The sequence below is a fragment of the Steroidobacter flavus genome (genome assembly GCF_042651805.1).
Classification (GTDB): Bacteria; Pseudomonadota; Gammaproteobacteria; order Steroidobacterales; family Steroidobacteraceae; genus Steroidobacter; species Steroidobacter flavus.
Genome location: NZ_JBHSDU010000015.1, coordinates 632,871 through 659,298 on the forward strand (window position 1 = coordinate 632,871; position 26,428 = coordinate 659,298).

Here is a 26,428-nt window from a genome sequence, read left to right on the forward strand (position 1 = left end):
TTTCAACGATCAACGGTGCTCGGCATACATGGTGATTTCCATGCCCAGACGCAGATCGATGGCCACAGGGGTTTCCCAAATCATGGTGGACTCCTTGTAGGGACTAACTGCAGTCCCGACGCCACCATGACGCCATCGCACCCGCCGCCGCTACGCGACAATCATGATTCGCGACTCATGATTTTCATGAGCGCGGCCTCCGTCATACTTCGCGCCCTGCCGCCCGCAAGGAAGGACCGTTGAAACTCCGCACCCACGTCAATCTGATCGTCGCCAGCCTGAGCGCGGCCTTCGTGATCCTCGCGGCGTGGCTGCAATTCGACGGCACCCGTCGGGCGGTGGGCGAAGAGATCGCCGGCGCCAACGTGGTGGCCACCCAGCTGCTGAGCCGGATCCTGATCAGCTATGACCAGCACGACGATGAGGCGCTATTGATTTTCCTGCAGCACCTCGGCCGGGTGCGGGCTCACGAGATCACAGTGCGCAACGCCGAGCAGAAAGTGATTTATGAGTCCCCGCCCTCACCCTACAAGGCGGGACGCGAGGCGCCCGCCTGGTATGCCTCCATCATTCTGCCCACGACTCCGGTGCACATCTTTCCGCTCGCGAACGGCTCGGAAGTGCGGATCGAAGCGAATGCCTCGCGCGCCATTCTCGACGGCTGGGACGATTTCAAACATCTGATGTTGGTCGGCGGCATTGCGTTCGCGGTGCTCAACGCCGCGGTGTTCTGGCTGGTCGGTCGTGCGGTGGCACCCTGGCCCGTCATCGTCGACGGGCTCAGCCGCATCGAACAAGGCGATCTGCGGCATCGGCTGCCCGAGTTGAAAGGTTACGAGGCCAACATGATCGGCTCGACCTTCAACCGCATGGCGGTGTCACTCGAGGAAAAATTGCTCAGCGATCGCAAGGCCGTCGAAGCCGAACAACGGCTGCAACAACGTCGCGAGCTCGACCAGCTCATCGAGCAACGGCTGGATGAAGAACGACGCGTCATCGCGCGCGAGCTGCACGATGAGTTCGCGCAGTCGGTGACCGCCATTCGCAGTTTCGCAGTGGTGATCGCGAATCAACATCCCGCCGAATCGCAGACCGCCGAAGTTGCTCGCCTGATCTCGAGCGAGGCGGCGCAACTGTACGACGCCATGCACGGTTTGATTCCCCGCCTCGCGCCGCTCACGCTCGATACCTTCGGACTGGCGGAAACGTTGGATGGCTTCATCAAGCAATGGCAAAGCCGCCATCCCGCGATTCGATTCTCGCTGCACTTCGCGTTGCCCACCGAACTGGGCACCAGTGCCACCATCGCGGTGTATCGTGTCGTTCAGGAAGCAGTGATCAATGCCGTGCGCCATGCCCGTCCGACGCAAGTCGAGGTCAGTGTCGTTCACTCCGACTCGCATGTTCGAGTTCGCGTAACCGACAACGGTATCGGCCTGCCCGAAGACTGGTCGCGTCCGGGGCATTTCGGACTGCGCGGCTTGCAGGAGCGAATGGCGATGTTGGGGGGCACCCTCACTTTGAAGAATCACGAGCCGCATGGCGTGGACCTGACGGCCGAGATTCCGCTGGGAGAGCACGCATGATCAAAGTGCTGCTCGTGGACGATCACACCGTGGTGCGCACCGGCTTCCGGCTGCTGCTGGAGACTGTCAGCGATGTGCGCGTGACTGCCGAAGCCGACAGCGGTGAAATGGCCTGTGTCCGTTTCGATGAAGACAAACCCGACGTGGTCGTGCTCGATCTTTCCATGCCGGGCATGGGCGGCCTGGAGACCATCCGTCGCCTGCGCGCCCGGGATAAGGATGTGAAAACCCTGGCCTTGTCCGCGCACGACGACGCCATTCACGCCCGGCGCGCACTAAAACAAGGCGCCTTGGGCTTCTTGTCTAAACGCACGGCCCCGGAAACATTGCTCGAGGCGGTGCGGATGGTCGCTGCCGGACAACGCTACATCGACCCCAAGCTCGCCCAGGAAATCGCCTTGGCCGAGGTCGGCGGGACCACTACCCTGGTCGATGCGTTGTCTGAACGGGAGTTCGAAGTGTTCCTGCGCCTGGCGAACGGCGCCGCCGTCCCGAAAATCGCCGCCGAGCTGAACCTGTCCACCTCCACGGTCGGTACCCATCTCTATAACATCAAACAAAAATTGCATGCCGGGAATCAGGCCGAGCTGACCCTGATCGCGCTCCGGGCCGGGCTGATCGAACGCTAGAAAGTGTCGATTACATGGGCCGCTTCGTCATAAACGCAGGGAGACCAATAAGAGAGACGGCTAATGCGATCACTGCGCGATACGATCTCGACTGTCCTGTGCGGGGCCCTGCTGGCCGCCACCGCTCAGACCAGCCAGGCGGCCGACACCATCAACCTGGAAGCGGCGCCGCTGAACCACGCCTTGATGAACTTCGCCACCATGTGCGGGATCACGATCACGGTCCCGGCCGATCTGGCCCGCAATCGCTTGTCCGAACCGCTGCGGGGCGAGCGCTGCGGAGAAGTTGCGCTCCAACGCCTGCTCCAGGGCTCGGGCCTTTCATATAAGAAGGCACCGGACGGCGGCATTGCCATCGTCGCGATCCCGCCGTCGATGCGAACCGCGGCCGCAGTGACACCGGCTCCGCATCGACTCGCGGCAGCAGCAGCCCCGGCCCCACAGGCAAAATCAGACGAGTCGCCCATCCTGGAAGAAGTGACGGTCACCGCCGGCAAGCGCGGTGAGGAACGTTTGCAAGACGTGCCCGTCAGTATCACGGCGCTCAGCCAGGAAACGATCGTGCAGGCCGGCATGGACAACTTCCTCGACTACGCTCGCAGCGTGCCGGGCGTGGGTTTCAAGATCACCTCTCCCGCCGGCGGACGTGACGATCTGCGCGGCGGTCGTCGCGTGAACATTCGAGGTATCGAATCCGGCTTCGACAGTGTGCCGACGACTGCCTTCTACCTTGATGAAGCGCCCGTGCCTGTGATGGATCCGAAGCTGTTCGATGTCGAGCGCATCGAAGTCCTGCGCGGCCCGCAGGGCACCTTGTATGGCGCGAACTCGATGGGCGGCACGGTGCGCGTCGTGCTGAACAAGCCGCGGCTCGATGATTATTTCTACGACGCCGAGGTCACCGCCTCCGCCACCGCGCACGGCGATGAAGGCTATCGCGTGAACTCGATGGTCAATGCGCCGCTGATCGAAGACAAAGTCGCACTGCGCGGCGTGATGTTTTATCGCGACGAAGGCGGCTACATCGACAACGTGCTCAGCCTGGAACCCTCGACCACCCGCGTCAACGTACAACGTGACATCAACACCGAGCGCAGCTGGGGCGCCCGCCTCGCGGCCACGATTCAGGCCACCGACCAGCTGACCATCACCCCAAGCGTGTTCCGCCAGGAAACAGACATCGAAGGCACGCCGTCGTATCTCGAGGACATGGGCGACCTGCGCTTGCTGGCGCGCGAGATTCCCGAAGAGCAGTCCAACAACTTCACCTTGTCCGCAGTGGAAGTGAAATATGACTTCGGCAATGGCTTCGAGCTGTTCTCCGCCACGTCCTACTTCGAATCGCTCACGCTCGTGACCGAAGATCTCACTTACGGCAACACGGCCTACTACGGACCGGCGCCGGATGGCACGCCTCGCACCACCTGGGCGTTCACGGAGATCGAGAACAAGCGCTTCTCCGAAGAAGTCCGCTTGAGCTATCGCAGTGACAATTGGGGCGGCGTGATCGGCGCGTTCTATCTCGATGAAGATCGCGACTTCTGGCAAGACTTCCCGGTGGGCGACATGGCCGACATCTACCCGGACCTGACCAGCCTGTTCACCGGCACGCAGAACAACGACGAGCAACAGGTCGCGGTGTTCGGCGAAGCGAGCATGAATGTGACAGACGCCGTGCGCGTCACGGCGGGCGCTCGTTGGTTCGATGGCAAGCAGCGCCAACTCACCAATTACGACCATAGTCCTCAGTTCGGTCGCGGCTCGGACTCGGCGGTGTCGCCGAAACTGCAGGTCGACTACCACGTGAACGAAGACAATATGCTGTACGTCTCCGGTGCCAAAGGGTTCCGCCCTGGCGGTGCCAACAACATCGTGCCGCTGGATGACCAGGCCTGCGTCGATGGTCTCGCGGAACTCGGACTCACGCACGCGCCGTCGGATTTCAACGCGGACGAGCTCACGAGCTATGAGTTGGGCTGGAAGGCGGAGCTCGCGGATCGTCGCGTACGTCTGAACACTTCGGCGTACTTCATCGATTGGAAGGACGTGCAGAAGACCGTGCAGATGTTCAATTGCGGCTTCAGCTTCATCGGCAACATCGGTGCGGCGGAAAGCAAAGGCGCCGAAGTGGAATTCGCCGCGACGCCGATCAACGGCCTCGATCTCAGCGCCAGCGCCGGCTACACCGATGCGCAGTACACGAAGACCAATCTGGAAGCCGGCGTGATGGCGGGCGATCCCTTCCCCATCGTGCCGCAGTGGACGGCGTCAGCCTCCGTGCAATACCGCTTCTCGATCATCGGCGGTCGATCGGCTCACGTACGTGCCGATGCTCAGTACGTCGACAAGTCCATCTCGGATTTCTTCTCACAGGAAGGGCTGCCGGTCGTGCAACCTTCGTATGAGCTGGTCAACATGCGCTTCGGCATGGACTTGACCGAGCGACTGGCGGTGACCGTGTCGGTCGACAACGTGTTCGACGAGCGCCCCGTACTCGACACCGTCGATTACGGCCCGCCGTATGGCTACATCACCTCGACCTCGCGCCCGCGTACGTTCGGGCTGACATTCCGCTACAGCGGGCGCTGATCCCGGGCGGGAAGATTGCGTACACCCTCGAGGATCTAACCGAAACATAACTGCTCCCGTACCGAATTCAGTCCCGGGTCCGTGGTCCAATGAGCCGTCCCTCGATTCAATGACGGTGCGGTATGCTCGAACCAAAGGACAACATCCGGAGACTGAATGACGGTCGCCCTCTCGCCGAATCTCGCTGGCATTCGGTGTTTCGCCTGCGAGACGTCCCACGACCCGCAGCAGCTGCTGACTGTCTGTCGCGCGTGTGGCTTGCCGCTAAGAGTGGACTACAACCTCTCTTCACTGAAGTTGTCGCTGCGGGATCTGCAATCGCGCGAGCCCAGCCTGTGGCGGTATCGCGAACTTTTGCCGCTCCTGCCCGGCGATGAGGTCTCGCTGGTCGAGGGACTGACCCCATTACTGCAAGTCGAAACCAATGTCTGGGTGAAGGACGAGTCGCGTAATCCCACCGGCTCGTGGACACGCCGAAAGCATTCTTCGACGAGTGCGAGCTCTACGGCGCCACCATCCATCGAGTTCAAGGCACGATCGCCGATGCCGGCAAATTCCTTCGCGAGCACGGACCGAAGGACGCCTTCGATGTGTCCACCTTGAAAGAGCCGTATCGCATCGAAGGCAAGAAGACGATGGCGTTCGAGCTGGTCGAGCAATTCGATGGCGAGATTCCCGAGGTCGTGATCTATCCCACCGGCGGCGGCACCGCACCGAGCCCTGGCCCAATCCGCACACGCATGCCTATGGCTTGCGCGTGCCGAGCCCGATCGGCGGATTCATTTGTGTTCGCGTGCTGCGTGAATCGAACGGCACTGCCGTCATGGTTACGGACGAAGACGCCGACGCGGCAACCCGACGACTCGCGAGCCGCACCGGCATCGATGTCTGCCCCGAAGGCGGCGCGGCGTGGTCGGCGTTACAAACATTGCGTGCGTCGGGTGCGATTCGCGAGCAAGATCGTGTCGTCGTATTCAATACGGGCACTGGCCTGAAATACCGCTGATTGCCATGAGCGCATCGCTGCAGTTGCCAGTCGTCGATCTCTCCTCGATGCACGACGGAGCAGCCGCGCGGCTGGAGCTTGCGAGAGAACTCGATGCGGCGTGTCGTCAGTTCGGCTTTTTCTATCTGGTCGGCCACGGCGTGCAAACGAGGCAAGTGCAGGCGCTGATGGCTTCGGCGCGAGCGTTTTTCGATGCCCCTCTGGACGCCAAGCGCTCCATCCACATGTCGAAGGGCGGCCGCGCGTGGCGGGGCTATTTCCAACTCGGCGAGGAGCTGACCTCCGGACGCCCGGATGGCAAGGAAGGCCTGTACTTCGGCACCGAGCTGGATGAGTCAGACCCCCGCGTGCAAGCCGGCACACCTCTACATGGCAGGAACGTGTTTCCATCCACACCCGAGCTGCGCGGCGCCGTGCTCGATTATATGGAAGAGATCACTCGCGTCGGTCATCAGCTGATGGCGTTGCTGGCGCTCGGGCTCAGCCTGAAAGAGACGTTCTTCCGCGAGCGCTACACGGGCGATCCGACCATCCTGTTTCGAATCTTCAACTACCCTCGCGTCGCGGACCCGACGGACGGCTGGGGCGTCGGGGAGCACACCGACTACGGCTTCATTACTTTGTTGAAGCAGGACACGGTCGGCGGTTTACAGGTACGCCATCGCGATGGCTGGCTCGAGGTGCCCGACGTGCCAGATTCATTTGTTTGCAATGTGGGCGACATGCTGGAGCGTCTGACCCGCGGCCGTTACTTGTCGGCCTTGCATCGAGTGCGTAGCTCGGCGCGATCCGATCGTCTGTCGATGGCGCTATTCTTCGATCCCGCCTTCGATGCCGCGCTCACACCTATCGAGACCGTTGCTCCGGACAGCTACAGCCCACACACGCAAGTACGATGGGACGATCTCGATCCGCACGCCGTCCAGCAAACGTACGGAGAATACCTGCTCAGCAAAGTCGGCCGGGTCTTCCCCTGGCTGCGTGAGAAGGCGTTGTAAGCCTCCCGCGCCGCGTACTGATCGAACCGACCCCACCGCGCATCATGCGCGGGATGAACCGATCGTTGCTTCTTTGCTCGTTGATGCTCGCGAGCCTGCTGGCTCTGGGCCAGCAGGCGGTCGATTCGCAACAAGCTGCACCGACGACGCCTTCTGCCGAGGATCAGGCGAAGGCGCAGCCCTTCAAGCCCGAAGAGCTGGAGCAGATCGTCGCGCCCATCGCGCTCTATCCGGACGCGCTGCTCGCGCAAGTTCTCATGGCATCGACCTATCCGCTCGAGATCGTGCTCGCCGCGCGCTGGGCCGCAGAGCATCCCGATGTTAAAGGCGATGCAGTTGCGAAGGCGGTGGAGAACGAGACTTGGGATGCGAGCGTCAAGTCCATGGTCGCGTTCCCAGACGTGCTCAAGATGATGAACGAGAAGCTCGACTGGACCCAGAAGCTCGGCGACGCGGTGCTCGCCCAACGTAAGGATGTCATGGACGCCGTTCAGCGATTGCGCGTCAAGGCGAAAGACGCTGGCAATTTGAAGAGCAGCAAGGAACAAACGGTCAAGACCGAAGCCGCGCCCGCGGGCTCGTCTGCTCCGCAGGTCATCGTCATCGAGTCGCCCAGTCCCGAAGTCGTTTACGTTCCGACGTATAACCCGACCGTCGTTTACGGTGCTTGGCCGTATCCGGCGTATCCGCCCTATTACTACTATCCGCCAGGTTATGCGGCCGGCGCGGCGTTCTTTTCTTTCAGCGCGGGCGTGATTGTCGGCGGTGCGCTCTGGGGCGGATTCAATTGGGGCCACAGCGACATCGATATCAACGTCAATCGCTACAACAATTTCAACCGCACCAATGTCAACAACGTCAACCGCACCAACGTCAGCAATCGCTGGGAGCACAACTCGGCGCATCGCCAGGGCGTCGGCTATCGCGACTCCGCGACTCAACAGAGGTATGGCCGGGGCAGCAGCCAAGAAGCGCTGCAGGCGCGCGAGAACTTTCGCGGCCGCGAGAACAGCCAACTAGGCACAGGCGACCGCGCCGGTCAGCAGAACCGCGATCTGGGCGGCGGCGCGAACGAAAATCGCAATCTCGGCGGCGGCAACGAATCTCGCGACCTGGGCGGCCGCACGAATGAAAACCCCAACCTCGGCGGCGGTAACGAATCTCGGGATCTGGGCGGTCGCACGAATGAAAACCCCAACCTCGGCGGCGGTAACGAATCTCGGGATCTCGGCGGCCGCACGAACGAAAATCCAAACCTCGGCGGCGGCAACGAATCGCGGGATCTAGGTGGTCGCACCAATGAGAATCCGAATCTCGGCGGCGGCGGTGAAAACCGTGATCTCGCCAATCGCACCAATGAATATCGCGACCTCGGTGGCGGCGCAGAGAACAGAGATCTGAACTCTGCCTCTCGCGACTTCGATCGCGGTGGCGGCGGCAGATCCTCGGATGCATTTCGCGGCGTCGACAGTGGCGCTCGCACGCGAGCGCACAGCAGTCGTGGCGCGGCGAGTCGAGGTGGCATGTCGCGGGGTGGCGGACGGCGCAGATGAAACAACAAATCACATCCATGCGAGTCTTCGCAGTCCTGCTACTGATAGCCCTGGCTGCGTGTAACCGCGCGACCACGCAGAGAGATTTCGCATCGATCGACGACGCCGTAGCAGCTCTGATCGCGGCGGCCCGCTCGGACGATACGCGCGCACTGGTGAGAGTGCTCGGCAGCGAAGCCGAGCCGGCCGTCGCATCCGGCGATCCGGTCCAGGACCGAAATGCCCGCGGGCGCTTCGTGCGGGCCTACGAAGCGGAACATACATTGAGTCGCGGCGCCGACGGTGCAGCAACGTTGCTGGTCGGTACCGACCAGTGGCCATTTCCTTTTCCGCTGGTTCAAACCAAGGGACGCTGGCACTTCGACAGCGCGGCCGGCACGGACGAAATCGTGAATCGCCGCGTCGGCGCCAACGAGCTGGCGACGATCCAGTCCTGCCTCGCATTCGTCGACGCCCAGCGCGAGTACTACATGCGCAACCCGCAACGAGCCCCGTTGTTACAGTTTTCACAAAAGCTGGTGAGCTCGAAAGGACAGAAGGACGGCCTGTACTGGCCAACCACGGGCGATGAGCCACCGAGCCCGCTCGGCGAAGGGTTCGCACGCGCGCAAGGCGAAGGCTATTTCCAAAACGGACCGTCGAAGAACGAGCCGTTGCGCGGCTATATCTATCGGTTGCTCACGGCACAAGGGCCCAATGCCCGAGGGGGTGCTTACAATTATCTGGTCGACGGAAAAATGATCGGCGGCTTCGCGCTGATCGCCACGCCCGCCGAGTACGGTCGCAGCGGCGTAATGACGTTCATCGTGAATCACGATGGCATCGTTTATTCGAAAGACCTCGGTCCGGATACGCCCACCGCGGCGCGGGCGATCCAAACATTCGATCCCGACTCGACCTGGCGGAACGAAGTCGCCACCGAGGTCACCCCATGACTATTCGACATGCCCGCAGCACCTCGCTAGTAACGCTCGTCAGCCTGTTCGCATGTTTGCTGGCGCTTGAATTCGTGCAAGCAGCCACGCCAGGGCAGAACGCCGTGACTTACTTGCAGAGCCAGTTCGGCCTCAACGATGCCCAGGCGCGCGGTGCGCTCGGCGCGCTATTGGTATATGCGCGCGAGCAACTGCCCAAACCAGACTTCGATCTGCTGGCCACTCGTATCCCCAACGCCGACCAGATCATGCAAGCCGTGAAATTGCAGGGCGTGGTGACGCGGCCGCTCGATACGATCAGCGATTACGAAGAATCGCTGGCGAGCCTGGGCATCGGACAGCCGCTGGCTTCGCAGATCGCGCCCGCCGTCATTCAATATCTCGGTGCCGCCGGATTCGACCACGAGCGGGACATCCTGATGGGCATACTGCGGTAACCGTGAAGCAGGACACCTCCCCGCCGGCCAAGTGATACCTGCTTCACACTGCCCTGAAAACACCAATCGCAGCCGGCAGTTAGCCACCTCTCCCAAGCCGTTACAGAGCGGTTATATCGTCGCCCGTTATGGCGACATTCGGATTCATTCCTTCTGAGTTGGTCGGGCATGCCCTACGCTGCTCCTCACTGTGAACGGCAACGAATCCATCATGTCTACCGAACGGCCCAACAACGTGATCGCCCTCGCGCCCTATCGCTTCGCGCGCCAGGCCAGCCAGCGTCGCTCGCGCCCCTACGTGATGTGGTATCCGAACGTGGGCTTCGTCGCCTCGGCGCCGAACGCGCCCGCGTCGATCCGCCCGCTGCGTACCGTGCGCGGACCGGAGTCGATGTGATTTGTGACCGACTCCAGTCCCCTGTCCACGGCGGATGCCGATAAGACGCCCGACGACAAGCAGTTCGCCCGGATCATCGGCGCCAACCTGCGCCGGCTGCGCTCTCAAAACAACCTCTCGCTGGAAAAGCTGGCTCGCGCCGCGGGTGTGAGTCGCGCGATGCTCGGTCAGATCGAGCTCGGTCAAAGCGTGCCGACGGTCACCGTGCTCGCCCGCATCGCCGACGCATTCTCACTGCCCATCACCGCGTTCGTCGGCGATCGTAGCGAGCCCAATGTGACTTTTCTGCCGGCGAGCGATGCCAAGTTATTGCACTCGGCGGACGGCGCGTTCGTCACGCGCGCTTTGTTTCCATTCATCGGCAGTCGCCGCGTGGAGTTCTACGAGTTACGACTCGCGCCGGGCTGCGACGAAAGCAGCGAAGCGCACGCCTCCGGCACCAGCGAAAATCTGGTGGTGGCGCAAGGCGAGCTGGAAGTGAGTGTCGGCGCCGAAGTGCACCGATTGGCGGCGGGAGATGCGATCTTCTTCTCCGCCGACGCGCCCCACGGCTACCGCAACGGGGGCGCGCTCGAGGCCATCGCCTATCTGGTGATGACCTATCCGGAGAGCATCAGCTACTGATCAGCGGGTGCAGACCATCATCGGCATCGTGCCGCACATCATGGTCATGGGCATGCCGCAGTTCATCATCTTGGTCATCATGTCGCAGCACATCTTGAGCATGTCCATGCTCATCATGCCGGTCGGCATCATCGTGCAGCTCATGCCTTTGGCGGTCATTTCGCACTTCATGGTCGGCATCATGGCCATGCCACAGCAGCTCATCATCGGCATGCCGGCGCAGCTCATCATGCAGGACATGCCGTTCGCCATCATGGACGTGAGCATCGTGCACATGTCCTTCATCATGTCCATGGTCATGCCTTCGCCCGGCATCATCATGCACATCATTCCCTGAGCATTCATCTCGCAGGTCATGCGGCAGTTCATGGGCATCATCATGGCCATGGGCATGGCCGGCATGCCGGACATGGGATTCATCATCGGGCCGGTCATCGGCATGGACATCTGTGCGCTCATGGGGCTCTCCTCGGGGGCGGTCGCAGAACGGTTATATAACCGAATCGGAGGGCATCATAGCCAGCGGTTCTAAAACAGGCAACTCTATGATTCGCCTGTTATTTCTTCTTAGATAGCGGACGAACGGCCGCTACTGCGGACGGCCGTTCGTCACTGCGGGCAAGCTCAGCCGCCCTTCAGTTTCTGCACGATTTCCAGGGACTTGTTGACGTTCTCGACCGGGTTGAGGCCGCCGACCGTGGCCGCGACCTTGCCGTCCGGCGTGACGATGAAGGTGGTGCGCTCGGCGAAGCCATGATCGATCTCCTGGCCGCGCGTGTCTTTCTTGCCGGTATCGGCTTCACGCACCTGGAGCTCGTAGGATTTCGCGATCTTCCCGTCCACATCCGAAGCGGTCGGGAACTTGCCCGCGCAATATTCCGGGTCCTTGGAGAAATCGTTGAGCCGCTCGATGCTGTCGAGCGAGACGCCGATGATGCTGGCGCCGGCGGCGGCGAACTTGTCCTTGTTGACCGCGAACGTACGGGCTTGCACGTTGCAGCCGCCGGTATATGCCGACGGATAGAAATAGACCACGACCGGGCCCTTCTTCAGCGCGTCTTTGAGCGAATACGTAAACGGCTTACCGGCCAGCGACGCCTGCGCGGTGAACTCGGGCGCCGGGGCCCCTTCCTGTAACGCCGCCAGTGCCGGCAACGCCGTGCCTAATGCCAGCAGACCGGTCAAGAGCAAACCCTTCGAACGCGTGTTCATGACGACTCCAGCAGACGATGGACGAAAGAGCCGCATCGTATCTCCTCTGGCGAGTACGCGTCATCTGACAGCGCTGTGGGCGTCGATATCTTCCAAAAAACACCTCGGGCGCGCATGAGCGCGAGCGTCGGAACTCAGCCAGCGCTGCCTCATTAACGTTACCTGTCGAAGGAGATGTGTCATGCCCGAAATCAGCAAAGCGAAGGTCCTCATTCTCGCCACACACGGCTTCGAGCAGGATGAGTTGATGGTGCCGCAACGTAAGTTGCAAGAAGCCGGCGCGCAGGTCGACGTGGTGTCGCCCGAGAAAGGCAAGATCCGCGGCTGGAAGATGAAGGACTGGGGTGAGAGTGTCGCGGTGGACAAGTCGCTCGACGATGCCAATGCCAACGACTACGACGCCATCGTCCTACCCGGAGGCCAGATCAATCCGGACCTGCTGCGAGTGAATCCACAGGCGTTGCAATTGATCCGCGCGTTTCTGGATTCAGGGAAGATCGTCGCCGCGATCTGTCATGCACCGTGGCTGCTGGTGGAATTGAACGCCGTACGCGACCGGCAAGTGACGTCGTATCACTCGATCAAGACCGATGTGATCAATGCCGGCGGTAAATGGGTGGATCGTGCCGTGGTGACCGACCAGGGCATCATCACCAGTCGCAACCCGGGCGACCTGGACGCCTTCTCGGCGAAGATCATCGAGGAGATCGAGGAAGGCAGTCACGCCGGCCAGCGTCAGACCGCGCGGACGGCGAAGAACGAACCGCGTCCCGGAGTGCATTGATCCAGGAAAATGATGTCGCCGGGGCAAGCCCTTGCCCCGACGACATCGTCCCCACGGCTCGCCCTTTGAACTCAGTTACAACCTCCGCGGCCAGTGCCGACTCAAGGTGCCGCCGCCGGCGCGAAGTCGGCGGCGGCGATCAGGTTTGCTTGTACGGTCACCGACTTCGGCGCGAAGAAGGTCAGCGCATCGTCGTCGGTCGGATCATCGTCGCTACAGGTGAACGCCACGGTGTACGAACCCGGCGGCAGAAAGGCAGCTCGGTATCGATAGTCGGTATCACCGTTCTGGATCGCGACGTTCGCGACCAATAACGGATCGACATCGCCGCTCACCGTTGTTTCTTCGATATCGTCCGGTGCGATGCCGCTGCCGGAATACACATAAACCTTCGGCAAACAATCGTCCGGCACCAGTGCGCTGTCGACCGTGCCCGCGATCGCTCCGACGTTGGCGTCATCGACGACACGCAGCGTCGGCCGCAGCAGATAGGCCTGCGTGCAATCCGGCGTCGAGCCGCGCTGCCCCGGCGGCGCGTGCACTGACTTACGCAGATCGAAATCGATGGTCAGCGCGGCGCTGCCGTCTTCGGGCAGCGTGAAGCCGCGATTGAGCTTCAGGCCCGACTCGGCGCCGCTCGGCACCCGCAGCTCGCACTCCTGACCATTGGTCAGCTCGATATAGGAGTCACGCACGCTGGGCTCGTTGTCGACGATCAAGCGGATCCACTCGTAACGGCCGGCCGGCAACGTCACGTTGTCCAGCAGCAAGGCGGCACGGCCTTCCTGATAGGCCAGCAGATCGAGCTGTCGCATCGAGGGCGAAAGATTGCGGACGATCTCGGCCGCCTCGCCTTCCCGCTTGAAGGCCACACCGCTGAACTGCACCACCACACTCGACGCGTCGTCGAGCGGTGCATCGGTGATGGACACCTTGACCCGGCCTTCGCCCGGCGCACCGTCGCCGCCCCCGCATCCAGACAAAGCGAACAACAACGTGCTCACCAGCAGCGTCCAGATCAGACCGAGAACAATCGAACCGGTCACCCGCACTTGATTCTCATCGAGCATCCGCGCCCTTCTCCCAGGATCGGGCGCCACCCGTTTCATGCGCCCTCGGCCCTGACACGAGGCTCGCGAGCAAACGGTTCCAGGGGAATGCCGACGGAACCATTCGACAGGCTGTCTCGTGTCAGGCTTAATGGAGATCATGGTCCTGCCGAAGCGCGCCCGTCCGTCGCATGCCAACGCGGCAGCCGAGTTCGACCATTTGCTGCGGGAGCACGTCCCTGCCCTGTACCGCTCGGCCTATCGCTGGACCGGTACGGCGGATCGCGCCGAGGATCTGGTGCAGGAGCTGCTGGTTCGTTTGTATCCCAAGCTCGACGAGCTGCGCGGCCTGGATCGCATCCGGCCCTGGGCGCTCCGCGTTATGTATCGGATCTTCGTCGATCAGGTGCGTCGCGAACGCAGCTCGCCGGTGCAGTTCGGTACCGAGCCTCCCGAAGATATCGATGAAGAAGAAGCGCAGGACCGGATCGACCCCTCCGCCGGACCCGCCGAACTGCTCGAACGCGAACTCACTCAGGCACGGGTGCTGGCGGCGTGGGACAGATTAGGTGAAGAACATCGCGTGGTATTGTCGATGCATGACATCGAGGATTACAGCCTGCCGGAGCTGGCGCAGATCATGGACGTACCGGTGGGCACTCTGAAATCCCGGCTGCATCGCGCGCGGGCGAAACTGAAGGGACTGCTGGCAACGGAACGAATGTCGTCCCTGGATCGTGTATGAAACGTGTATGAACTGCACGCTCCTTCAGGCTGGGCAAGCATCGTGAACAAAGACGCCGACATTCTGCGCCGGGCGCTTCAGCGCCTTCCCGCGCCGGAGCCGCGTCCGGGATTCATCGATCGTGCCTTTGCCGCCGCCACTCGCGAGGCACCGCCGGCGCGCAGCCGCTTCACTCATTTAATCGGTCGTTGGGAAACTTGGATCGGCGTGGGCATCGGCGCGGCCGTCGCTGTTCTGTTCATGCTGGTGGTGTTGCCGATGATGACACGCGAGCCCGGCATCACACTCGCGTTGAATGAGATGCGCGACATCGATGTGTTGATCGATTCGGAACGCGCGCTCGACGGCGCCACCATCCGCATCGTCGCCAGCGGCAGTGTCGTGCTCGACGGCTTCGACAACGAGCGCCAGATCGACTGGCAAACGCATCTCGAACGAGGCAGCAACATGCTGTCGCTGCCAGTGGTGGCTCGATCAACAGGCGCCGGCCGGCTGGTCGCGGTCATCGAGCACGAGGGTCGCACGCGACGGGTGACCGTCAACCTCACGGTGCGCGCCCCCGAGGCATCGAAGACATGATGCCGATCACACATAGGAGCTTGCCAGGTTCGCGACAGACGACGATCATTCAGCCACGAGTGAAGCACGTAACGATCCTGGCCCTGTGCTTGCTGGCGCACGGCGCACTGGCGCAACAGCAATCCGATTCCAAGCCTGAGTCCAAGCAGGGGCAGGACGATCTCGACGTGACCATGCAGATCATCGTGGATCCTGATGCCAAGCTGCCTGACGAAGTCGTCCGCCGAATCCCGCTGCCAGAGCGCAAGTCCGCCGAGTCTTCCGGGGCCGCTGCCGACAAAAAGGCTGCCAAGGCCGCCGCGGCCGAAAGCAAGCAAGCCGCTCGCGAAGCTAAGGAACTGGCTAAAGAGGCTAGCCAGGCCGCCAAGGAAGAGGCTGCCGAACAACGCGAGGCCGCTCGACGCGCTCGTGCCGAAGAGCGCGAACGCGAAAAGGAGAACCGCCCTCCGCGCGGCAACCCCAACGCTCCAGGTCAACAGCCTCGCTGATTCGCTGCGCCTCGCGCCCGCCGTCCTGGCATTGCTGTTTGTTTGCTCCGGTACCGCGTCCGCCTACAGCGACGAGGCCGGCCGCCAATTTCGAGCGGGCAGCACCGCGTTCCAAGCCGGCGATTACTCCAAAGCGCTGGCCGCCTTCGAGTCCGCACTGGCGCAAGGAATGTCCGGCCCCGCCCTGCACTTCAATATCGGCGTGGCCGCGTATCGCGCCGGCAATTACGGCCGGGCGGAAGCGGCATTCAAAGAAGTCGCGAACACACCGGCCATGGCCGGGCTGGCTTATTACAACCTCGGTCTGGTCGAACTGAAGCGCAACGATCCGGACGCAGCGACCCGCTGGTTCGCCCGCGTCGAGGCAGCGACTCAGGACGCAAAGCTGCGGCAACTCGCCGCCGTCCAGCTCGGTGAAGTCGAGTCACCGGCGACCGCACGTACCTGGTTCGGTTACGCCGGCTTCGGCATCGGTCACGACGATAACGTGGCACTCGTCTCCAACTCCGACGTGCTCGGCATCAGCGACAGCGCCGACAACTTCGCCGAAGCGCAATTCGCCCTGAGCATGCCCCTCGGCGACGTCTGGCGCATCGATGGCAACGTCAACGCCGTCGACTATCAGGACCTGGACAGCTTCGATCAGCTCGGCGCACAGGTAGGCGGCCGTTATCGTTGGAACGTCGGCGACTGGATCAACGACGCCGGCGTGCAGGTCGCCCACACCCTGCTCGACGGCTCGAGCTTCGAAAGCCGCCGCGCTTTATTCGTACAGACACGTCGGACCCTGCGCTCCGATCTGACGCTGCACGGTCGCTACCGATTCAACGACATCGACGGTCATGACGAATTTCGCGGCTTGAGCGGCCGACGCCACGAGCTCAGCGCCGCCCTCGACTGGATGCAAGCGGCCTGGGACTTCCGCTTTGGCTATCTGCTCGAGATCGGCGACTACGACGACAACACGCTGTCCGCCACCCGTCACGAATTGAGTTTCGATGCCGAAAGCGAATTCGCCAGGGACTGGACCATTCTGTTCGAAGCCTCACGACGCCACAGCAGTTACGACGACAACACCAATGGGAAGGAACAGCGCACCGAGCTCGGCGTGGCATTAACCCGCACGCTCACTTCCCGCTGGCAAGCCTTCCTGCGCTACGCCTATACAAACAATGACGCCGACGCGTCCGAGTTCGACTACACCGGCAACCGACTGACTGCCGGCATCGAAGCGACGCTCTAACATAGGTTAGCGTTGCGCCAGGCGATGCGAACGCATCGTCCGCGTTCATCCCGTACCCAATCAAAATAGCTCCTACGCCGGAACGCGCAGGCTGGCTTGCGCGTTCACAACTCGCACAATTTACAAGTCAGAAGTTCGGGTGCGAACTTGCCCAAATTTCTATTAGTGGGTCCCTACGATCCACACTGTGGGGAATATACCTTCCTGGCGCCACCGTTAGGTGTCTGGCGACTGGCGGGAGTTCTGGCCGAGCAAGGTGTCGAAGTAAAAGTCTTCGATCCGAACTGTTGCATCGGCCCGCCCGAACGCGCGCTGGAAAAAGAAATATTGCGCGATACGTGGGACGTGATCGGCCTGTCCACCACGGGCATGACATTGAAGTTCGATCTGGAGCTGGCGCATCTCGCCCGCCGCCTCGCGCCGAAGGCGCTGATGGTCGCTGGCGGCATGGAAGCGACCTTCCGGCCCGAGCTCATGTTCGAGCTCGGCCCGTTCGATCGAGTCATTCTCGGCGAAGGCGAACGCCCGCTCGTTGAGCTGGCAACACGCATCCGCTCGGAACAGCCGCTGGTAGGTATCGTGGGCACAGTGGAGCGTCGTGCGGACGGCACGCTGCTTCGCATGCCGCAAGCCGCGATGAATCACGACCAGCTGCGTGCCGCGATCTTCTCGACTCCTTACGAGAACATGCCGTACGAGGCTTATTGGGATCGCCTCGAGGCCGCGTATCGCGTGGGCAGCTTGCCCACGAAAGCCGCGCGCGAAGCCGCGTTGGCCGAGATCCGTTCGGTACGACTGATCACGCTGAACTACTGCCCCATGGGCTGCACGTTCTGCTCCTCGACCAACTTCCTGCACGAGGCCCAGGGCAGCGTGGCCTCGATCGCACGCTTGGATCACGAGGAATGTCTCGCGATGATCAAACGCATCGTCGCGACCCATCCGCGCGTGCGGACCATCATCTTTCAAGACGACATCTTCGTATTCACCAGGGACCGGCGCGTCCTGCCGTTGTGCGAAGGCATCGTTGCCGCCAAAGAAACCGGCGAGTTACCGCAAGACCTGCAGTTCATCAGCACGAATCGGATCGATGCCATGACGCCGGAACGACTCAGCGCCATGCGACGCGCCGGCTTCCGCGTGCTCGGCTTTGGTATCGAGAACTTCTCGCCCAACGTGCTGAACGAATTCAACAAGGGTCAGATTCATCGGCACATCGAGCCGATGTTGAGCGCGACCCTCGAGCTCGGCATCACGCCTTTCCTCGACCTGATTCTGAGCTCGCCGCGGGCGTCGCTCGATGACGTCGCGGAGACATTGCGCGAAGCGTACCGCTGGCTACGACAAGGATGTGAGATTGGCATGTATCCCTACGTCATCCCGTTCTCGGGGGCCGCGTTCGCGCGCGATCCCGAGCTGATTCCGCACACCCAGTTCACGCATCGACACGTTGACGGCACCAGTATCGAGTGGGATCAGGCGGCGAAGATCCTGCCCATCGATCCCACGGTCCGCGAAGTCATTCTGGAGATCGAGCGCCGCTTCGAAGCCAAGCTGATGGAGCTGCAAACGCGCGCGGCGCATCTACCTTCGCGGGTCCGCTCGTTGATCTGGATTCTGGTCGGTGTCCCGGTCCTGGCCGAGCACGGCATCGTCGTTGCCCCCGAGCAGGAGGTGCGTGCCGAGCTCGAGTCCCGCTTGCCTCAGGCCCGGAGGGCGACGGCCAGACGCGCCGTCGCGATGGCGTGAAGTTCAATACCCCCTGGAGTCTGCTGGCCCCGCTCGGGGTCTGCGCACTGCTGGCGGGATGGATTGCGCTGTCGGCTGCGAATCTGCAAACGGCGAGCTTCTCGCTGCTCGTTTACGGGCTCGCGAATCTGATCGTCTACACCGACGCGCTCGACTTCATCCTGCGCCTGCATGTCCGTCGTCGTCATATCGCCACGGCGCCGACGGAAGAGAATCGTCACCTTTCGATCGATCTGTCCGCCGCCTTCCCGACTGGCTCGCGGCAGCTCGTGCCGACGCGGCCGTACGCGATCATCGCCTCCATTCACAACCTGGAGCCGCTGCTCGATGAGTTCATGGATGCGTTCGCGGCGTATCGCGACAAAGTCTGGTTGATCAGCGACGCCTCGACGGACGCCACCGTGCTCCGGCTGCGTCACGCGGGCTGGCGATGTTTCGACGAAGGCGTGAATCGACGCAAACCGGGCGCGGTCAAACGCCTGCTGGAAAAACTGCCACCGCACATCGAAACCGTGATGGTCGTCGACCCGGACATCCGCATCCGTGGCAAGAACGGCGGCAGCCGCATCGACTTCGAACGATTCATTCGCGACTTCCAGCAGTCCGGCGCCGCGGCCGTCTGCCCGCGAGTGATGATCGAGCCCGACGGCTTCCTCGCCCGCTTCCAGGCGTTCGAATATGCGCTGGCGTTTCGGATCGGGCGCGAGAGCCTGGCGGACTACAGCATCACGTCCGGTGTGTCCTGCTATCGACGCGACGCCTTGGAATTCGCGCTCTCGGAGCACTCGCAATCCGTCTACGCCGAAGATTTGCAGAACGCACTGATTCTGCTCAGCCACGGCGAACGTATCTATTACGACGGGCGGCTGGTCGTCAGCACCGAAGGCCCGGGTAACGTGCGGCGCTGGTTCTCACAGCGGGTCGGCTGGTACTACGGACTGCTCAAGGTGTACATCGAGCGCTTCAGCGAAGTCTGGCGCATCGCCCGTCGCACGCCATTCGCCATGTATCACTTCGTGGTCTATCTCGGCGGCCTGTCGCTGATCGTGCATCCGTTGAAGATCATCAGCGCCGTGCTGCTCGTGCTGAGCTTCATCAGCGGCTTCGACAACCTGTTCCTTGCGAATATCTTTCCACGCAACGCGCTGATCAATCCGAGCTACTTCATGGCGGCCATCGGCAGCTACCTTGCGCTCGGCGTATTCGCGCTGTTCACCGTCGTGCCGAAACAGGAGCGCGCCTACATCGCGCCCATCGTGCCTTTGTATCTGTTCTACGCCATTACCCACATCGCTCCAATGACCGTCGGCTACGTCAACTGGATGGCAATGAAGCTCTGGGGTCGTCGCGTCTATCGCGATCACTACGAGCCGCTGCCGAGCGCCAGCACGACGCTGCCGCTGGAGGAGAAAACCAGTCTCATGCGGAAGGCTTCATGAACGCACGCGGCGCACCGGCTCCCGAACAATACCTGCCCCATCACTATTGGGAAGACCGCGCACGCCGATTCGCGGCGGAAGGGTCGGGGCTCGCGGCCGTCTGCTCGTATGGCATGCCGGAGTTTTACAACCGGATGATCCATTGGAGTCAGTACCTGGCGCTACGGCCTTGGCTCGACATCCAACCCGGCACGCGCGTGCTCGATGTAGGTTGCGGCGTTGGGCGCTGGAGCACGCTGCTCGCTGGACGCCTCGGCATTGTCACAGGCGCGGATCTGAGCCCGACGATGATCGCGGAAGCGCGACGCCGCGCCGAGTTGCAGAACGTGTCGAGCCGCACCCGATTCATCGTTCAGGATCTGGCGCGGCTCGATGCCGGCGGGCCGTTCGATTTGATTCTCGGCGTCACAGTGCTCCAGCACATTCTGGATCCCGAGTCGCTCCGCTCGGCCGTTCGTCGAATGTCAGACCATCTGGCCCCCGGCGGACGCATGGTGTTACTGGAAGCGGCGCCCGCGAGCATCGCCGAACATTGCGACACGACGGTGTTTCGCGCCCGGCAACGCCAGGTCTATCTCGACTTGTTTGCTGAAGAAGGGCTCGAGCTGCGTGCGATCAGCGGTGTCGATCCCGCGCCGTTCAAGACTTGGCTGCTGCCACATCTGCGGCGGTTGCCGCGCCCGCTGGGCATGTCAGCTTTGGCAGCGGTAACGTTCGCTTCGACGCCGATCGACGTCTTGTTCGGGCGGATCGCCGTACAGCGCTCGTGGCATGCGGTATTCGTCTTGCAGCGTAACGGAGGCGCCAATGCCGCTTAGCCGCCGCTCCACCGTTTCTATTGTCGTATTCATCATGCTCGGCGTGTTCGTCGGGCTCGGGTACTGGTATCAGTCCCATAAGGTCAAGCCAGGACAGGTCGCGAACAACACCTCGATCAATGTGACGAGCGGCAACGATCGCGGCCCCGGCTCGTTGCGCGAAGCCCTCTTCAAGGCGACGGCCGCCACCACCGAGGTGACCATCTCGCTGCGGGTACCGAAAATCACACTCGCCACCGCCCTGCCGCCCTTCGTCAATGCACAGGGCATTCGCATGGTCGCAGGTGACAAAGGCACGGAGATCGACGCGAGCGCCTTGCCGGGCGGCGCCGTGTTGGATGTGTCGGGAGCGAACGTCGACATCGAAGGCGTGCACATTCTCAATTGCAAGGCCACTGGCATCGTGCTGCGAGCCGAACGCTTCAAGTTGCAGACGACATCGATTGAAGGCTGCGATGTGGGCATCGATGTCGCGGAGAACGCCGATCAGCTCATGCTCGAGCGCAACCGCTTTGCCAGGAATCGCATCGGCGTGCGCTTCGCCGCCTCCAACAAGAATGCGATGGTCGTGAAGAACGAGTTCTCCGAACATCGCGACGCCGGCATCTGGGCCGTCCGCAGCGAGCCCGACAACCGCGGCGGCTCGATCAGCGTCCGGGACAATCGCTTCAACAAAGAGCGCATCGGCATACTCACCGCCAATGTTTCAGTGATCATGGAGCGCAACGAGCTGCTCGACTCTCAGGAAGCGGCGATGCAATTGATGGGCACCGGGGCTGTCGCACGAGGCAACCGCATCAGCCGCGGGCCGGCCATGGGCATCGTCGCCGAGAACGCGCAAGCCGCGGTCATCGAGGACAACGAATTCGACGGCCTCGAAGCGTACGGTGTCATGTTGAAGAGCTCGGCCGACACCGTGATCCGTGGCAATCGCATTCACAACAGTGGCTATGGCCTCGCGTTCGTGCTTGGCAACCAGCGCAGTCCCAGCAGCGCCATCGACAACACCATCATCGAGCCGAAGTTCAACGGCATCGATGTGATCGGCGACTCGCCCATCCTGCGCGGCAATCAAGTCATGCGGCCGCGCGCCCTGGCGTTGAAGGTCGTCGACTATCAACCCGAGGGCGGCGGCGAGCGCGTCCGCTCTACCCCATTCCTTGAAGGCAACAACTTCAGCATCGGTGCCGCAACGGTCGCGGCGGGCGATGCCAAGCCGTCACGCGGCGCCGTGCAGAGATGAACATCGGCGACACCCAAGTCATTCCGGCGCCGACGTGGACCGACCCACGCATCCATCTATTGGATGACACCTGGCTGCTGACCATCTTCGCCATCCTGCTCGGCACGGTCGTGCCCTGGCTGGTGAGCTCGCTGAATATCAACTTTGTCGCCGCCTGCCTGGGGCTGCTCGCGCTCGGCGCCATCCACATTTCATTCACGGTCGTCGGCAAGCCCGCGCGCGTTGGCGAGCGGCACCTGGTGCTCACGCTGCTGCATATCGCGGGCATCGTGGTCGTCGGGTTCATTTGGTTGAATGCCGGCGGCTTGCAGAACCCGGCCTTCTTGATCGTTTTCGTGCTGCCCGTCGTCGGTGCGATCTTTCTATCGCGCTGGCAGCCTTATTTGATGGCGATCCTCGCCATCGTCGTCGCCGGCGTCGTGGCGCTCGCGCAGGCGCCCGAGTTGCGTTGGTATGTGCCCGGTCTCAACGCCATTGGCGCATCGCTCGCGACCCTCCTGGGCCAGCAAGGATCGGCCTCGACGTTTCCAGGTTTCTACGCGCCGTCCGCGTACTACGCCGTGATGCTGCAAGTATTTGCAATCCTGGTGCTCGCATGCGCCGTGGCCGCTGAATACCTGGGCACCATCTTCGAACGTTTGCATTCGCATGTGGACGTTGCCCGCGCCGAAGCCGAGCGAGGTCAGGAATTCTGGACCACGCTGATCGAGGCGATGCCGTTCCCTGCCCTGCTGATCGATAGCGATACGCTGCAGGTTGTCTGCGCCAGCGCGCGGGCCAAACGCTTCCACGAGCAGGATTCGACCGAGGGTCGCACACTGTTCGAGGTGGTTCGTTTCTCTTATCCCGAGATGGTGCAGGAGGCGATCGCAGGCTCTGGCGGCGTGGTGCCGCTCAGCATGATCAAGGTTGCCGACCGGCTGCGTGCCACCGAAGTTCAAGTGCGACACCTGACCCAAACGGGTCGCCGCTTCGCATTGGTCGTGATCCATGACAAGACCGAAGAATTCACGGCGCACGCGGCGCTCGATGTCAGCGGTCAAGCCATGCTGGTCATCGATTCGCAAGGTCGCTTGCTCTCATTCAACAAGCCGGCGCAGGCGCTGTTCGCAGCGCTCGCCACGGATGCCGACGCGTCGAAGATCTTGTCTCTTGGCGGAATGCCGCCGCGGTGGTGGGAACCGGGACTGACCGGTCGTCGCAAGATGCACATCGAGATCGGTCCCCGCGTTTACCAAGTGACCTGTTCCGCTTCGCCGCTGCCCGGCGAGGACGAACGCCTGTACATCGTCGCGTTCCTGCCCATGGGACGCGCTGCTCTGGGCGATCGCGGCGATATCACCGCGGCCGCGCAACTCGCCGACGCTCCAAAGAATGCCATTTCCAATTCAACGTTGGTGACACCTCCATGAGATATGGATCCGCCGCCCTGTGCCTGTCGTCATTGGTAGTCGCCGCGTCGGCCACCGCCGCCGAAGTCGATGCACGTCCCTTCGATAAACTGACATTGAGCGGCAGCATGTCGACATTCAAGGACACCGACGACGAAGGTGGCGGCGGTTCGCTCGGCTATCTGCACTATTTCACACCAGACTTCCTCGCCGGCGTGGGTGTCGATCACACCTATGTCGAGCAGGCGAAACTGACTTACGGCTCGGCGCGAGCGGCATGGGGTCGCGGCGGACCGGCCTCGCGATTCACGGTGGTCGGCGAGTATTACAACGGCGAAGGCGACGATAACGGCCGCAAATTCGACTACGAAGTCGCGGTGCTGGGCATCAGTCAGGCGCTCACCAGCAAGCTCTCGATTCAACTCGAGGAGCGCGAGATCGACATCGACACCACCAACGGCAACCTGCCCAAGCTCGGCGTGACTTACGTCTGGTCGCCGCGCTTTGTGACCAATGTGGCCTATGCCAAGTCGGTGAGCGGCAATCTGGGCACCGAGCTCACCAGTGCACGCCTCGACTACTTCGGCAAGCACGTCAATTTTTTGCTCGGTGGCTCCACCGGTACCGCCAACCCCGCGGTGCTGGTCTTGCAGCCCGGTGTCGTGCTGCCCGCCAGCCAATCGAAAGAAGGCTTCGTCGGCATCGGCAAGACCTTCAAGCGCGCGGAAATAACGCTGCTCGGCGACTACCTCGACGTCTCGGGCAGCGAGAAGTACACCGTAACTCTGAGCTTCACGGCATATCTGGGCTCGCGAGGCCAATGAAACTCTCCTTCCTGAAACGCGGCTCGCAATGGCCCCTCACCTTGCTGGTGCTGGCGGTCGTCGTGCTCGCCGGTGGCAGGTTGATTTCACTGAGCGTCAACGAACGCGCCGAGCAGATGCGCGCCACGGCGGGCACGCTCGTGACGACGTACAGCCGCTCGATCGAACGACAGCTGCAAACGCTCGCCACTCGCGAGCGCGGCGCCGAGCTGGATCAGCTGCTCTCGAAGTTACAATTGAATCGTATCGTCGATCCGGACTATGACTTCGAGCTGTCCAAGATCGATGCCGCCGGCGGCGCGCCCCAGATCTTCGTCAGCAGTCGAATCGGCCGCCTCGACGATCCCATCGTCAGTCGGATTCGTTTGCCGGAAGGTTATGCGAAGGAGTTGCCAAGTGGCTATGTGCAGCTCGCCTTGCGCCCCAAAGCAGGTTGGTATCCGGCACGCGAGTTGGCTGCGGCCATCGCATTGCTGGCAGTGGTTGCGTGGCTCCTGGCGTTCGCAACTCACGATCTCGTGCACAGCCTGCATCGAGCGCGCGACGCATTGGGACTTTCGCGGCGTCAGCTGCAAACGACTCAACGCAAGCTTGCCCTCGAGATCGAGCAGCGCGAGAACCTGCAGAAGAGCTTCGAGCACTCGCGCTATCACGACGCGTTCACCGGTCTGCCGAACCGTCGATACTTCATGGACCAGCTGGATCGCGCGCTGCGTGAGGTTCGAACGCGTCGTCGGCAACGGCTGGCGATCCTGCTGATCAACATCGATCGTTTCAAGCTGATCAACGATTCGCTCGGTCACACCGCCGGCGACGAAGTCATCGTGCAGGCCGCACGGCGCTTTCAAAAAGCAACCGCGCAGTTTGAATGCGTGCTCGCGCGTTGGAGCGGCGACCAGTTCGCCATGCTGGTTTATGACGTTCCCTCGGCGGATGGCGCGCTCGACATCGCGGGGCTGCTACAGAAGACGCTGCAACAACCGTTCGAGCTGCGCAAACATCAGCTCAACGTTGCCGCGCGCGTGGGCGTGACTTGTATCGATTCGGGACTGCAGCGTGCGGAAGAAGCGGTGCGTGAAGCGGATATCGCTCTGTCGATGGCCAGACGGCACGACTCGGCGACGGCCGTCGCCTATCAGCCTGCGATGGGTAGCAGTGCCGCGAGCCTGGTCAGTCTCGAAGCCGACCTGCACGTCGCACTCCAGCGCCGTGAGCTGCATCTGATGTATCAGCCCATCATCGATCTTCGCAATGACTGCGTGGCCGGTGCCGAATCGCTGCTCCGGTGGCGTCACCCGATCGAAGGCCTGCTAACGCCGGACAAGTTTCTGGGCCTCGCCGAGGAAGTCGGCTTGATCGTGCCCATCACTCGCTGGACCATCCAGCAGGTGTGCTCGCTCGCGGCGGAATGGCGTCATCGCTTGCCGCGCGATCGCGACTTCTATTTGACCGTCAACGTGTCGGCCGCCGCGCTTCGCGATCCCGAGTTCACCTCCTACGTCGCACGCGTGCTTAAAGAAACGGGCGTGCCGCCGGAGTATCTGAAGCTGGAGCTCACTGAAGGCGGCTTGATCAGCAACCCCGGCGCGGCCCGCGACATTCTCGACGGGCTGCACGATCTCGGCATCGAAATGATGCTCGACGACTTCGGCACCGGGTATTCGTCGCTGAGCTATCTGCAGCTGTTTCCCTTCAGCTATGTGAAGATCGACCGGCCGTTCGTCGACCGCGCCGGTTCGGCGCACGCCAATAGCGCGATCGCCGCCGCCCTGGTGCAGATGACCAGCAGCCTCGGCCTGAAGTCGGTCGCCGAAATTGTCGAGACCGATGACGCCGCTCACGACCTGCAACGAATGGGCTGCGACTACGCACAGGGATATTTCTATTGCGAGCCGCTGGAGGCCGAAGAAGCGTTCCAGGTTTTGAAGAACGCCGACAGCTCGCTGCCAGCAGCAAAGACCGCCATCGCCGCCGGCGACTCCGACGACAACTCGCCGACGATCTCCGAAGCCGTCGTGCTGTCGGATGAAACGTTGATGCTGCCCGCCGATGAAGTCGCGGAACAGCTTCGGGAAAAGGCGTCGCAAGAACACTAGACCCGGCGCGCGAA

The 26,428-nt window shown here is 62.3% G+C and carries 26 protein-coding genes and 1 pseudogene; 24 read left to right on the forward strand and 3 right to left on the reverse strand.

The features are described 5' to 3' along the window. Positions 1–9: 9 nt before the first annotated feature. Complete coding sequence (pqqA, locus tag ACFPN2_RS30530) at positions 10–84, reverse strand: pyrroloquinoline quinone precursor peptide PqqA (RefSeq protein ID WP_129645968.1); 75 nt, start codon at positions 82–84, stop codon at positions 10–12. Positions 85–239: 155 nt separating this feature from the next. Here pqqA and ACFPN2_RS30535 point away from each other — a divergent pair, with 155 nt between their 5' ends. The 12 genes and pseudogenes from ACFPN2_RS30535 (at position 240) to ACFPN2_RS30590 (ending at position 11,286) form a co-directional block, all read left to right on the forward strand. Beyond that, entirely contained in the window at positions 240–1,586 is a 1,347-nt protein-coding gene (locus ACFPN2_RS30535) for an ATP-binding protein (protein WP_380603785.1), read from the forward strand. Further along, a complete protein-coding gene (locus tag ACFPN2_RS30540; RefSeq protein ID WP_380603787.1) occupies positions 1,583–2,215 on the forward strand; it encodes a response regulator in 633 nt (210 codons plus the stop codon). Before ACFPN2_RS30535 ends, ACFPN2_RS30540 begins: the two co-directional genes overlap by 4 nt. A gap of 63 nt (positions 2,216–2,278) precedes the next feature. Then, a complete protein-coding gene (locus ACFPN2_RS30545) occupies positions 2,279–4,804 on the forward strand; it encodes a TonB-dependent receptor (protein WP_380603789.1) in 2,526 nt (841 codons plus the stop codon). Positions 4,805–5,268: 464 nt separating this feature from the next. After that, positions 5,269–5,810, forward strand: a pseudogene (locus ACFPN2_RS30550) (pyridoxal-phosphate dependent enzyme). Between the two features lie 5 nt (positions 5,811–5,815). Then, on the forward strand, positions 5,816–6,808 hold the full coding sequence (locus ACFPN2_RS30555; protein WP_380603791.1) for an isopenicillin N synthase family dioxygenase: 993 nt from the start codon (positions 5,816–5,818) through the stop codon (positions 6,806–6,808). Positions 6,809–6,861: 53 nt separating this feature from the next. Continuing rightward, positions 6,862–8,361: a DUF3300 domain-containing protein gene (locus tag ACFPN2_RS30560; protein WP_380603793.1), complete on the forward strand. Its 1,500-nt coding sequence runs from the start codon at positions 6,862–6,864 to the stop codon at positions 8,359–8,361. Continuing rightward, positions 8,358–9,296: a DUF2950 domain-containing protein gene (locus ACFPN2_RS30565; protein ID WP_380603795.1), complete on the forward strand. Its 939-nt coding sequence runs from the start codon at positions 8,358–8,360 to the stop codon at positions 9,294–9,296. The genes ACFPN2_RS30560 and ACFPN2_RS30565 overlap by 4 nt, the downstream gene beginning before the upstream one ends. Continuing rightward, positions 9,293–9,733: a DUF2780 domain-containing protein gene (locus ACFPN2_RS30570; RefSeq protein ID WP_380603797.1), complete on the forward strand. Its 441-nt coding sequence runs from the start codon at positions 9,293–9,295 to the stop codon at positions 9,731–9,733. The genes ACFPN2_RS30565 and ACFPN2_RS30570 overlap by 4 nt, the downstream gene beginning before the upstream one ends. Positions 9,734–9,944: 211 nt before the next feature. Further along, the gene (locus ACFPN2_RS30575; protein WP_380603799.1) at positions 9,945–10,130 is read left to right on the forward strand and encodes a hypothetical protein; all 186 of its coding nucleotides are present in this window, start codon (positions 9,945–9,947) and stop codon (positions 10,128–10,130) included. A gap of 3 nt (positions 10,131–10,133) precedes the next feature. Beyond that, complete coding sequence (locus ACFPN2_RS30580) at positions 10,134–10,754, forward strand: helix-turn-helix domain-containing protein (RefSeq protein ID WP_380603801.1); 621 nt, start codon at positions 10,134–10,136, stop codon at positions 10,752–10,754. Positions 10,755–10,761: 7 nt separating this feature from the next. Further along, complete coding sequence (locus ACFPN2_RS30585) at positions 10,762–11,091, forward strand: hypothetical protein (protein WP_380603803.1); 330 nt, start codon at positions 10,762–10,764, stop codon at positions 11,089–11,091. Between the two features lie 18 nt (positions 11,092–11,109). Beyond that, on the forward strand, positions 11,110–11,286 hold the full coding sequence (locus ACFPN2_RS30590; protein WP_380603805.1) for a hypothetical protein: 177 nt from the start codon (positions 11,110–11,112) through the stop codon (positions 11,284–11,286). 92 nt (positions 11,287–11,378) lie between these two features. Here ACFPN2_RS30590 and ACFPN2_RS30595 read toward each other — a convergent pair whose 3' ends face one another. Then, positions 11,379–11,966 (reverse strand): peroxiredoxin, encoded by a 588-nt coding sequence (locus ACFPN2_RS30595; protein ID WP_380603807.1) that lies wholly within the window; start codon positions 11,964–11,966, stop codon positions 11,379–11,381. 181 nt (positions 11,967–12,147) lie between these two features. Here ACFPN2_RS30595 and ACFPN2_RS30600 point away from each other — a divergent pair, with 181 nt between their 5' ends. Next, the gene (locus ACFPN2_RS30600; protein ID WP_380603809.1) at positions 12,148–12,750 is read left to right on the forward strand and encodes a type 1 glutamine amidotransferase domain-containing protein; all 603 of its coding nucleotides are present in this window, start codon (positions 12,148–12,150) and stop codon (positions 12,748–12,750) included. Between the two features lie 101 nt (positions 12,751–12,851). On the opposite strand, the gene ACFPN2_RS30605 is transcribed toward ACFPN2_RS30600, so the two are convergent. Further along, positions 12,852–13,820, reverse strand: coding sequence for a DUF4382 domain-containing protein (locus ACFPN2_RS30605; protein ID WP_380603811.1), 969 nt, complete (start codon positions 13,818–13,820; stop codon positions 12,852–12,854). Positions 13,821–13,938: 118 nt separating this feature from the next. On the opposite strand from ACFPN2_RS30605, the gene ACFPN2_RS30610 reads away from it, so the two are divergent. The 11 genes from ACFPN2_RS30610 (at position 13,939) to ACFPN2_RS30660 (ending at position 26,414) form a co-directional block, all read left to right on the forward strand. Then, a complete protein-coding gene (locus ACFPN2_RS30610; RefSeq protein ID WP_380603813.1) occupies positions 13,939–14,544 on the forward strand; it encodes an RNA polymerase sigma factor in 606 nt (201 codons plus the stop codon). A 42-nt stretch (positions 14,545–14,586) separates the two neighbouring features. Next, entirely contained in the window at positions 14,587–15,123 is a 537-nt protein-coding gene (locus ACFPN2_RS30615; protein ID WP_380603815.1) for a hypothetical protein, read from the forward strand. A gap of 89 nt (positions 15,124–15,212) precedes the next feature. Beyond that, the gene (locus ACFPN2_RS30620; RefSeq protein WP_380603817.1) at positions 15,213–15,611 is read left to right on the forward strand and encodes a hypothetical protein; all 399 of its coding nucleotides are present in this window, start codon (positions 15,213–15,215) and stop codon (positions 15,609–15,611) included. 31 nt (positions 15,612–15,642) lie between these two features. Further along, positions 15,643–16,854, forward strand: coding sequence for a tetratricopeptide repeat protein (locus tag ACFPN2_RS30625; RefSeq protein ID WP_380603819.1), 1,212 nt, complete (start codon positions 15,643–15,645; stop codon positions 16,852–16,854). 147 nt (positions 16,855–17,001) lie between these two features. Beyond that, on the forward strand, positions 17,002–18,603 hold the full coding sequence (locus tag ACFPN2_RS30630) for a B12-binding domain-containing radical SAM protein (RefSeq protein ID WP_380603821.1): 1,602 nt from the start codon (positions 17,002–17,004) through the stop codon (positions 18,601–18,603). Further along, positions 18,600–20,042, forward strand: a complete 1,443-nt coding sequence (locus ACFPN2_RS30635; RefSeq protein WP_380603823.1) for a glycosyltransferase family 2 protein — start codon at positions 18,600–18,602, stop codon at positions 20,040–20,042. The genes ACFPN2_RS30630 and ACFPN2_RS30635 overlap by 4 nt, the downstream gene beginning before the upstream one ends. Next, on the forward strand, positions 20,039–20,860 hold the full coding sequence (locus tag ACFPN2_RS30640) for an SAM-dependent methyltransferase (RefSeq protein WP_380603825.1): 822 nt from the start codon (positions 20,039–20,041) through the stop codon (positions 20,858–20,860). The genes ACFPN2_RS30635 and ACFPN2_RS30640 overlap by 4 nt, the downstream gene beginning before the upstream one ends. Next, on the forward strand, positions 20,850–22,103 hold the full coding sequence (locus tag ACFPN2_RS30645) for a right-handed parallel beta-helix repeat-containing protein (protein ID WP_380603827.1): 1,254 nt from the start codon (positions 20,850–20,852) through the stop codon (positions 22,101–22,103). The genes ACFPN2_RS30640 and ACFPN2_RS30645 overlap by 11 nt, the downstream gene beginning before the upstream one ends. Beyond that, a complete protein-coding gene (locus ACFPN2_RS30650) occupies positions 22,100–23,515 on the forward strand; it encodes a nitrogen regulation protein NR(II) (protein WP_380603829.1) in 1,416 nt (471 codons plus the stop codon). The genes ACFPN2_RS30645 and ACFPN2_RS30650 overlap by 4 nt, the downstream gene beginning before the upstream one ends. After that, positions 23,512–24,318 (forward strand): hypothetical protein, encoded by an 807-nt coding sequence (locus tag ACFPN2_RS30655; RefSeq protein ID WP_380603831.1) that lies wholly within the window; start codon positions 23,512–23,514, stop codon positions 24,316–24,318. Before ACFPN2_RS30650 ends, ACFPN2_RS30655 begins: the two co-directional genes overlap by 4 nt. Further along, positions 24,315–26,414 (forward strand): putative bifunctional diguanylate cyclase/phosphodiesterase, encoded by a 2,100-nt coding sequence (locus ACFPN2_RS30660; protein ID WP_380603833.1) that lies wholly within the window; start codon positions 24,315–24,317, stop codon positions 26,412–26,414. Before ACFPN2_RS30655 ends, ACFPN2_RS30660 begins: the two co-directional genes overlap by 4 nt. Positions 26,415–26,428: the final 14 nt, after the last annotated feature.

What these genes read in the sequence shown, in the direction of transcription:
- ACFPN2_RS30540 (WP_380603787.1), top strand. Translation starts at nt 1,583, where the DNA reads ATGATCAAAGTGCTGCTCGTGGACGATCACACCGTGGTGCGCACCGGC.
- ACFPN2_RS30545 (WP_380603789.1), top strand. Translation starts at nt 2,279, where the DNA reads ATGCGATCACTGCGCGATACGATCTCGACTGTCCTGTGCGGGGCCCTG.
- ACFPN2_RS30555 (WP_380603791.1), top strand. Translation starts at nt 5,816, where the DNA reads ATGAGCGCATCGCTGCAGTTGCCAGTCGTCGATCTCTCCTCGATGCAC.
- ACFPN2_RS30560 (WP_380603793.1), top strand. Translation starts at nt 6,862, where the DNA reads ATGAACCGATCGTTGCTTCTTTGCTCGTTGATGCTCGCGAGCCTGCTG.
- ACFPN2_RS30565 (WP_380603795.1), top strand. Translation starts at nt 8,358, where the DNA reads ATGAAACAACAAATCACATCCATGCGAGTCTTCGCAGTCCTGCTACTG.
- ACFPN2_RS30570 (WP_380603797.1), top strand. Translation starts at nt 9,293, where the DNA reads ATGACTATTCGACATGCCCGCAGCACCTCGCTAGTAACGCTCGTCAGC.
- ACFPN2_RS30575 (WP_380603799.1), top strand. Translation starts at nt 9,945, where the DNA reads ATGTCTACCGAACGGCCCAACAACGTGATCGCCCTCGCGCCCTATCGC.
- ACFPN2_RS30590 (WP_380603805.1), top strand. Translation starts at nt 11,110, where the DNA reads ATGCGGCAGTTCATGGGCATCATCATGGCCATGGGCATGGCCGGCATG.
- ACFPN2_RS30595 (WP_380603807.1), bottom strand. Translation starts at nt 11,966, where the DNA reads ATGAACACGCGTTCGAAGGGTTTGCTCTTGACCGGTCTGCTGGCATTA.
- ACFPN2_RS30600 (WP_380603809.1), top strand. Translation starts at nt 12,148, where the DNA reads ATGCCCGAAATCAGCAAAGCGAAGGTCCTCATTCTCGCCACACACGGC.
- ACFPN2_RS30605 (WP_380603811.1), bottom strand. Translation starts at nt 13,820, where the DNA reads ATGCTCGATGAGAATCAAGTGCGGGTGACCGGTTCGATTGTTCTCGGT.
- ACFPN2_RS30640 (WP_380603825.1), top strand. Translation starts at nt 20,039, where the DNA reads ATGAACGCACGCGGCGCACCGGCTCCCGAACAATACCTGCCCCATCAC.
- ACFPN2_RS30645 (WP_380603827.1), top strand. Translation starts at nt 20,850, where the DNA reads ATGCCGCTTAGCCGCCGCTCCACCGTTTCTATTGTCGTATTCATCATG.
- ACFPN2_RS30650 (WP_380603829.1), top strand. Translation starts at nt 22,100, where the DNA reads ATGAACATCGGCGACACCCAAGTCATTCCGGCGCCGACGTGGACCGAC.
- ACFPN2_RS30655 (WP_380603831.1), top strand. Translation starts at nt 23,512, where the DNA reads ATGAGATATGGATCCGCCGCCCTGTGCCTGTCGTCATTGGTAGTCGCC.
- ACFPN2_RS30660 (WP_380603833.1), top strand. Translation starts at nt 24,315, where the DNA reads ATGAAACTCTCCTTCCTGAAACGCGGCTCGCAATGGCCCCTCACCTTG.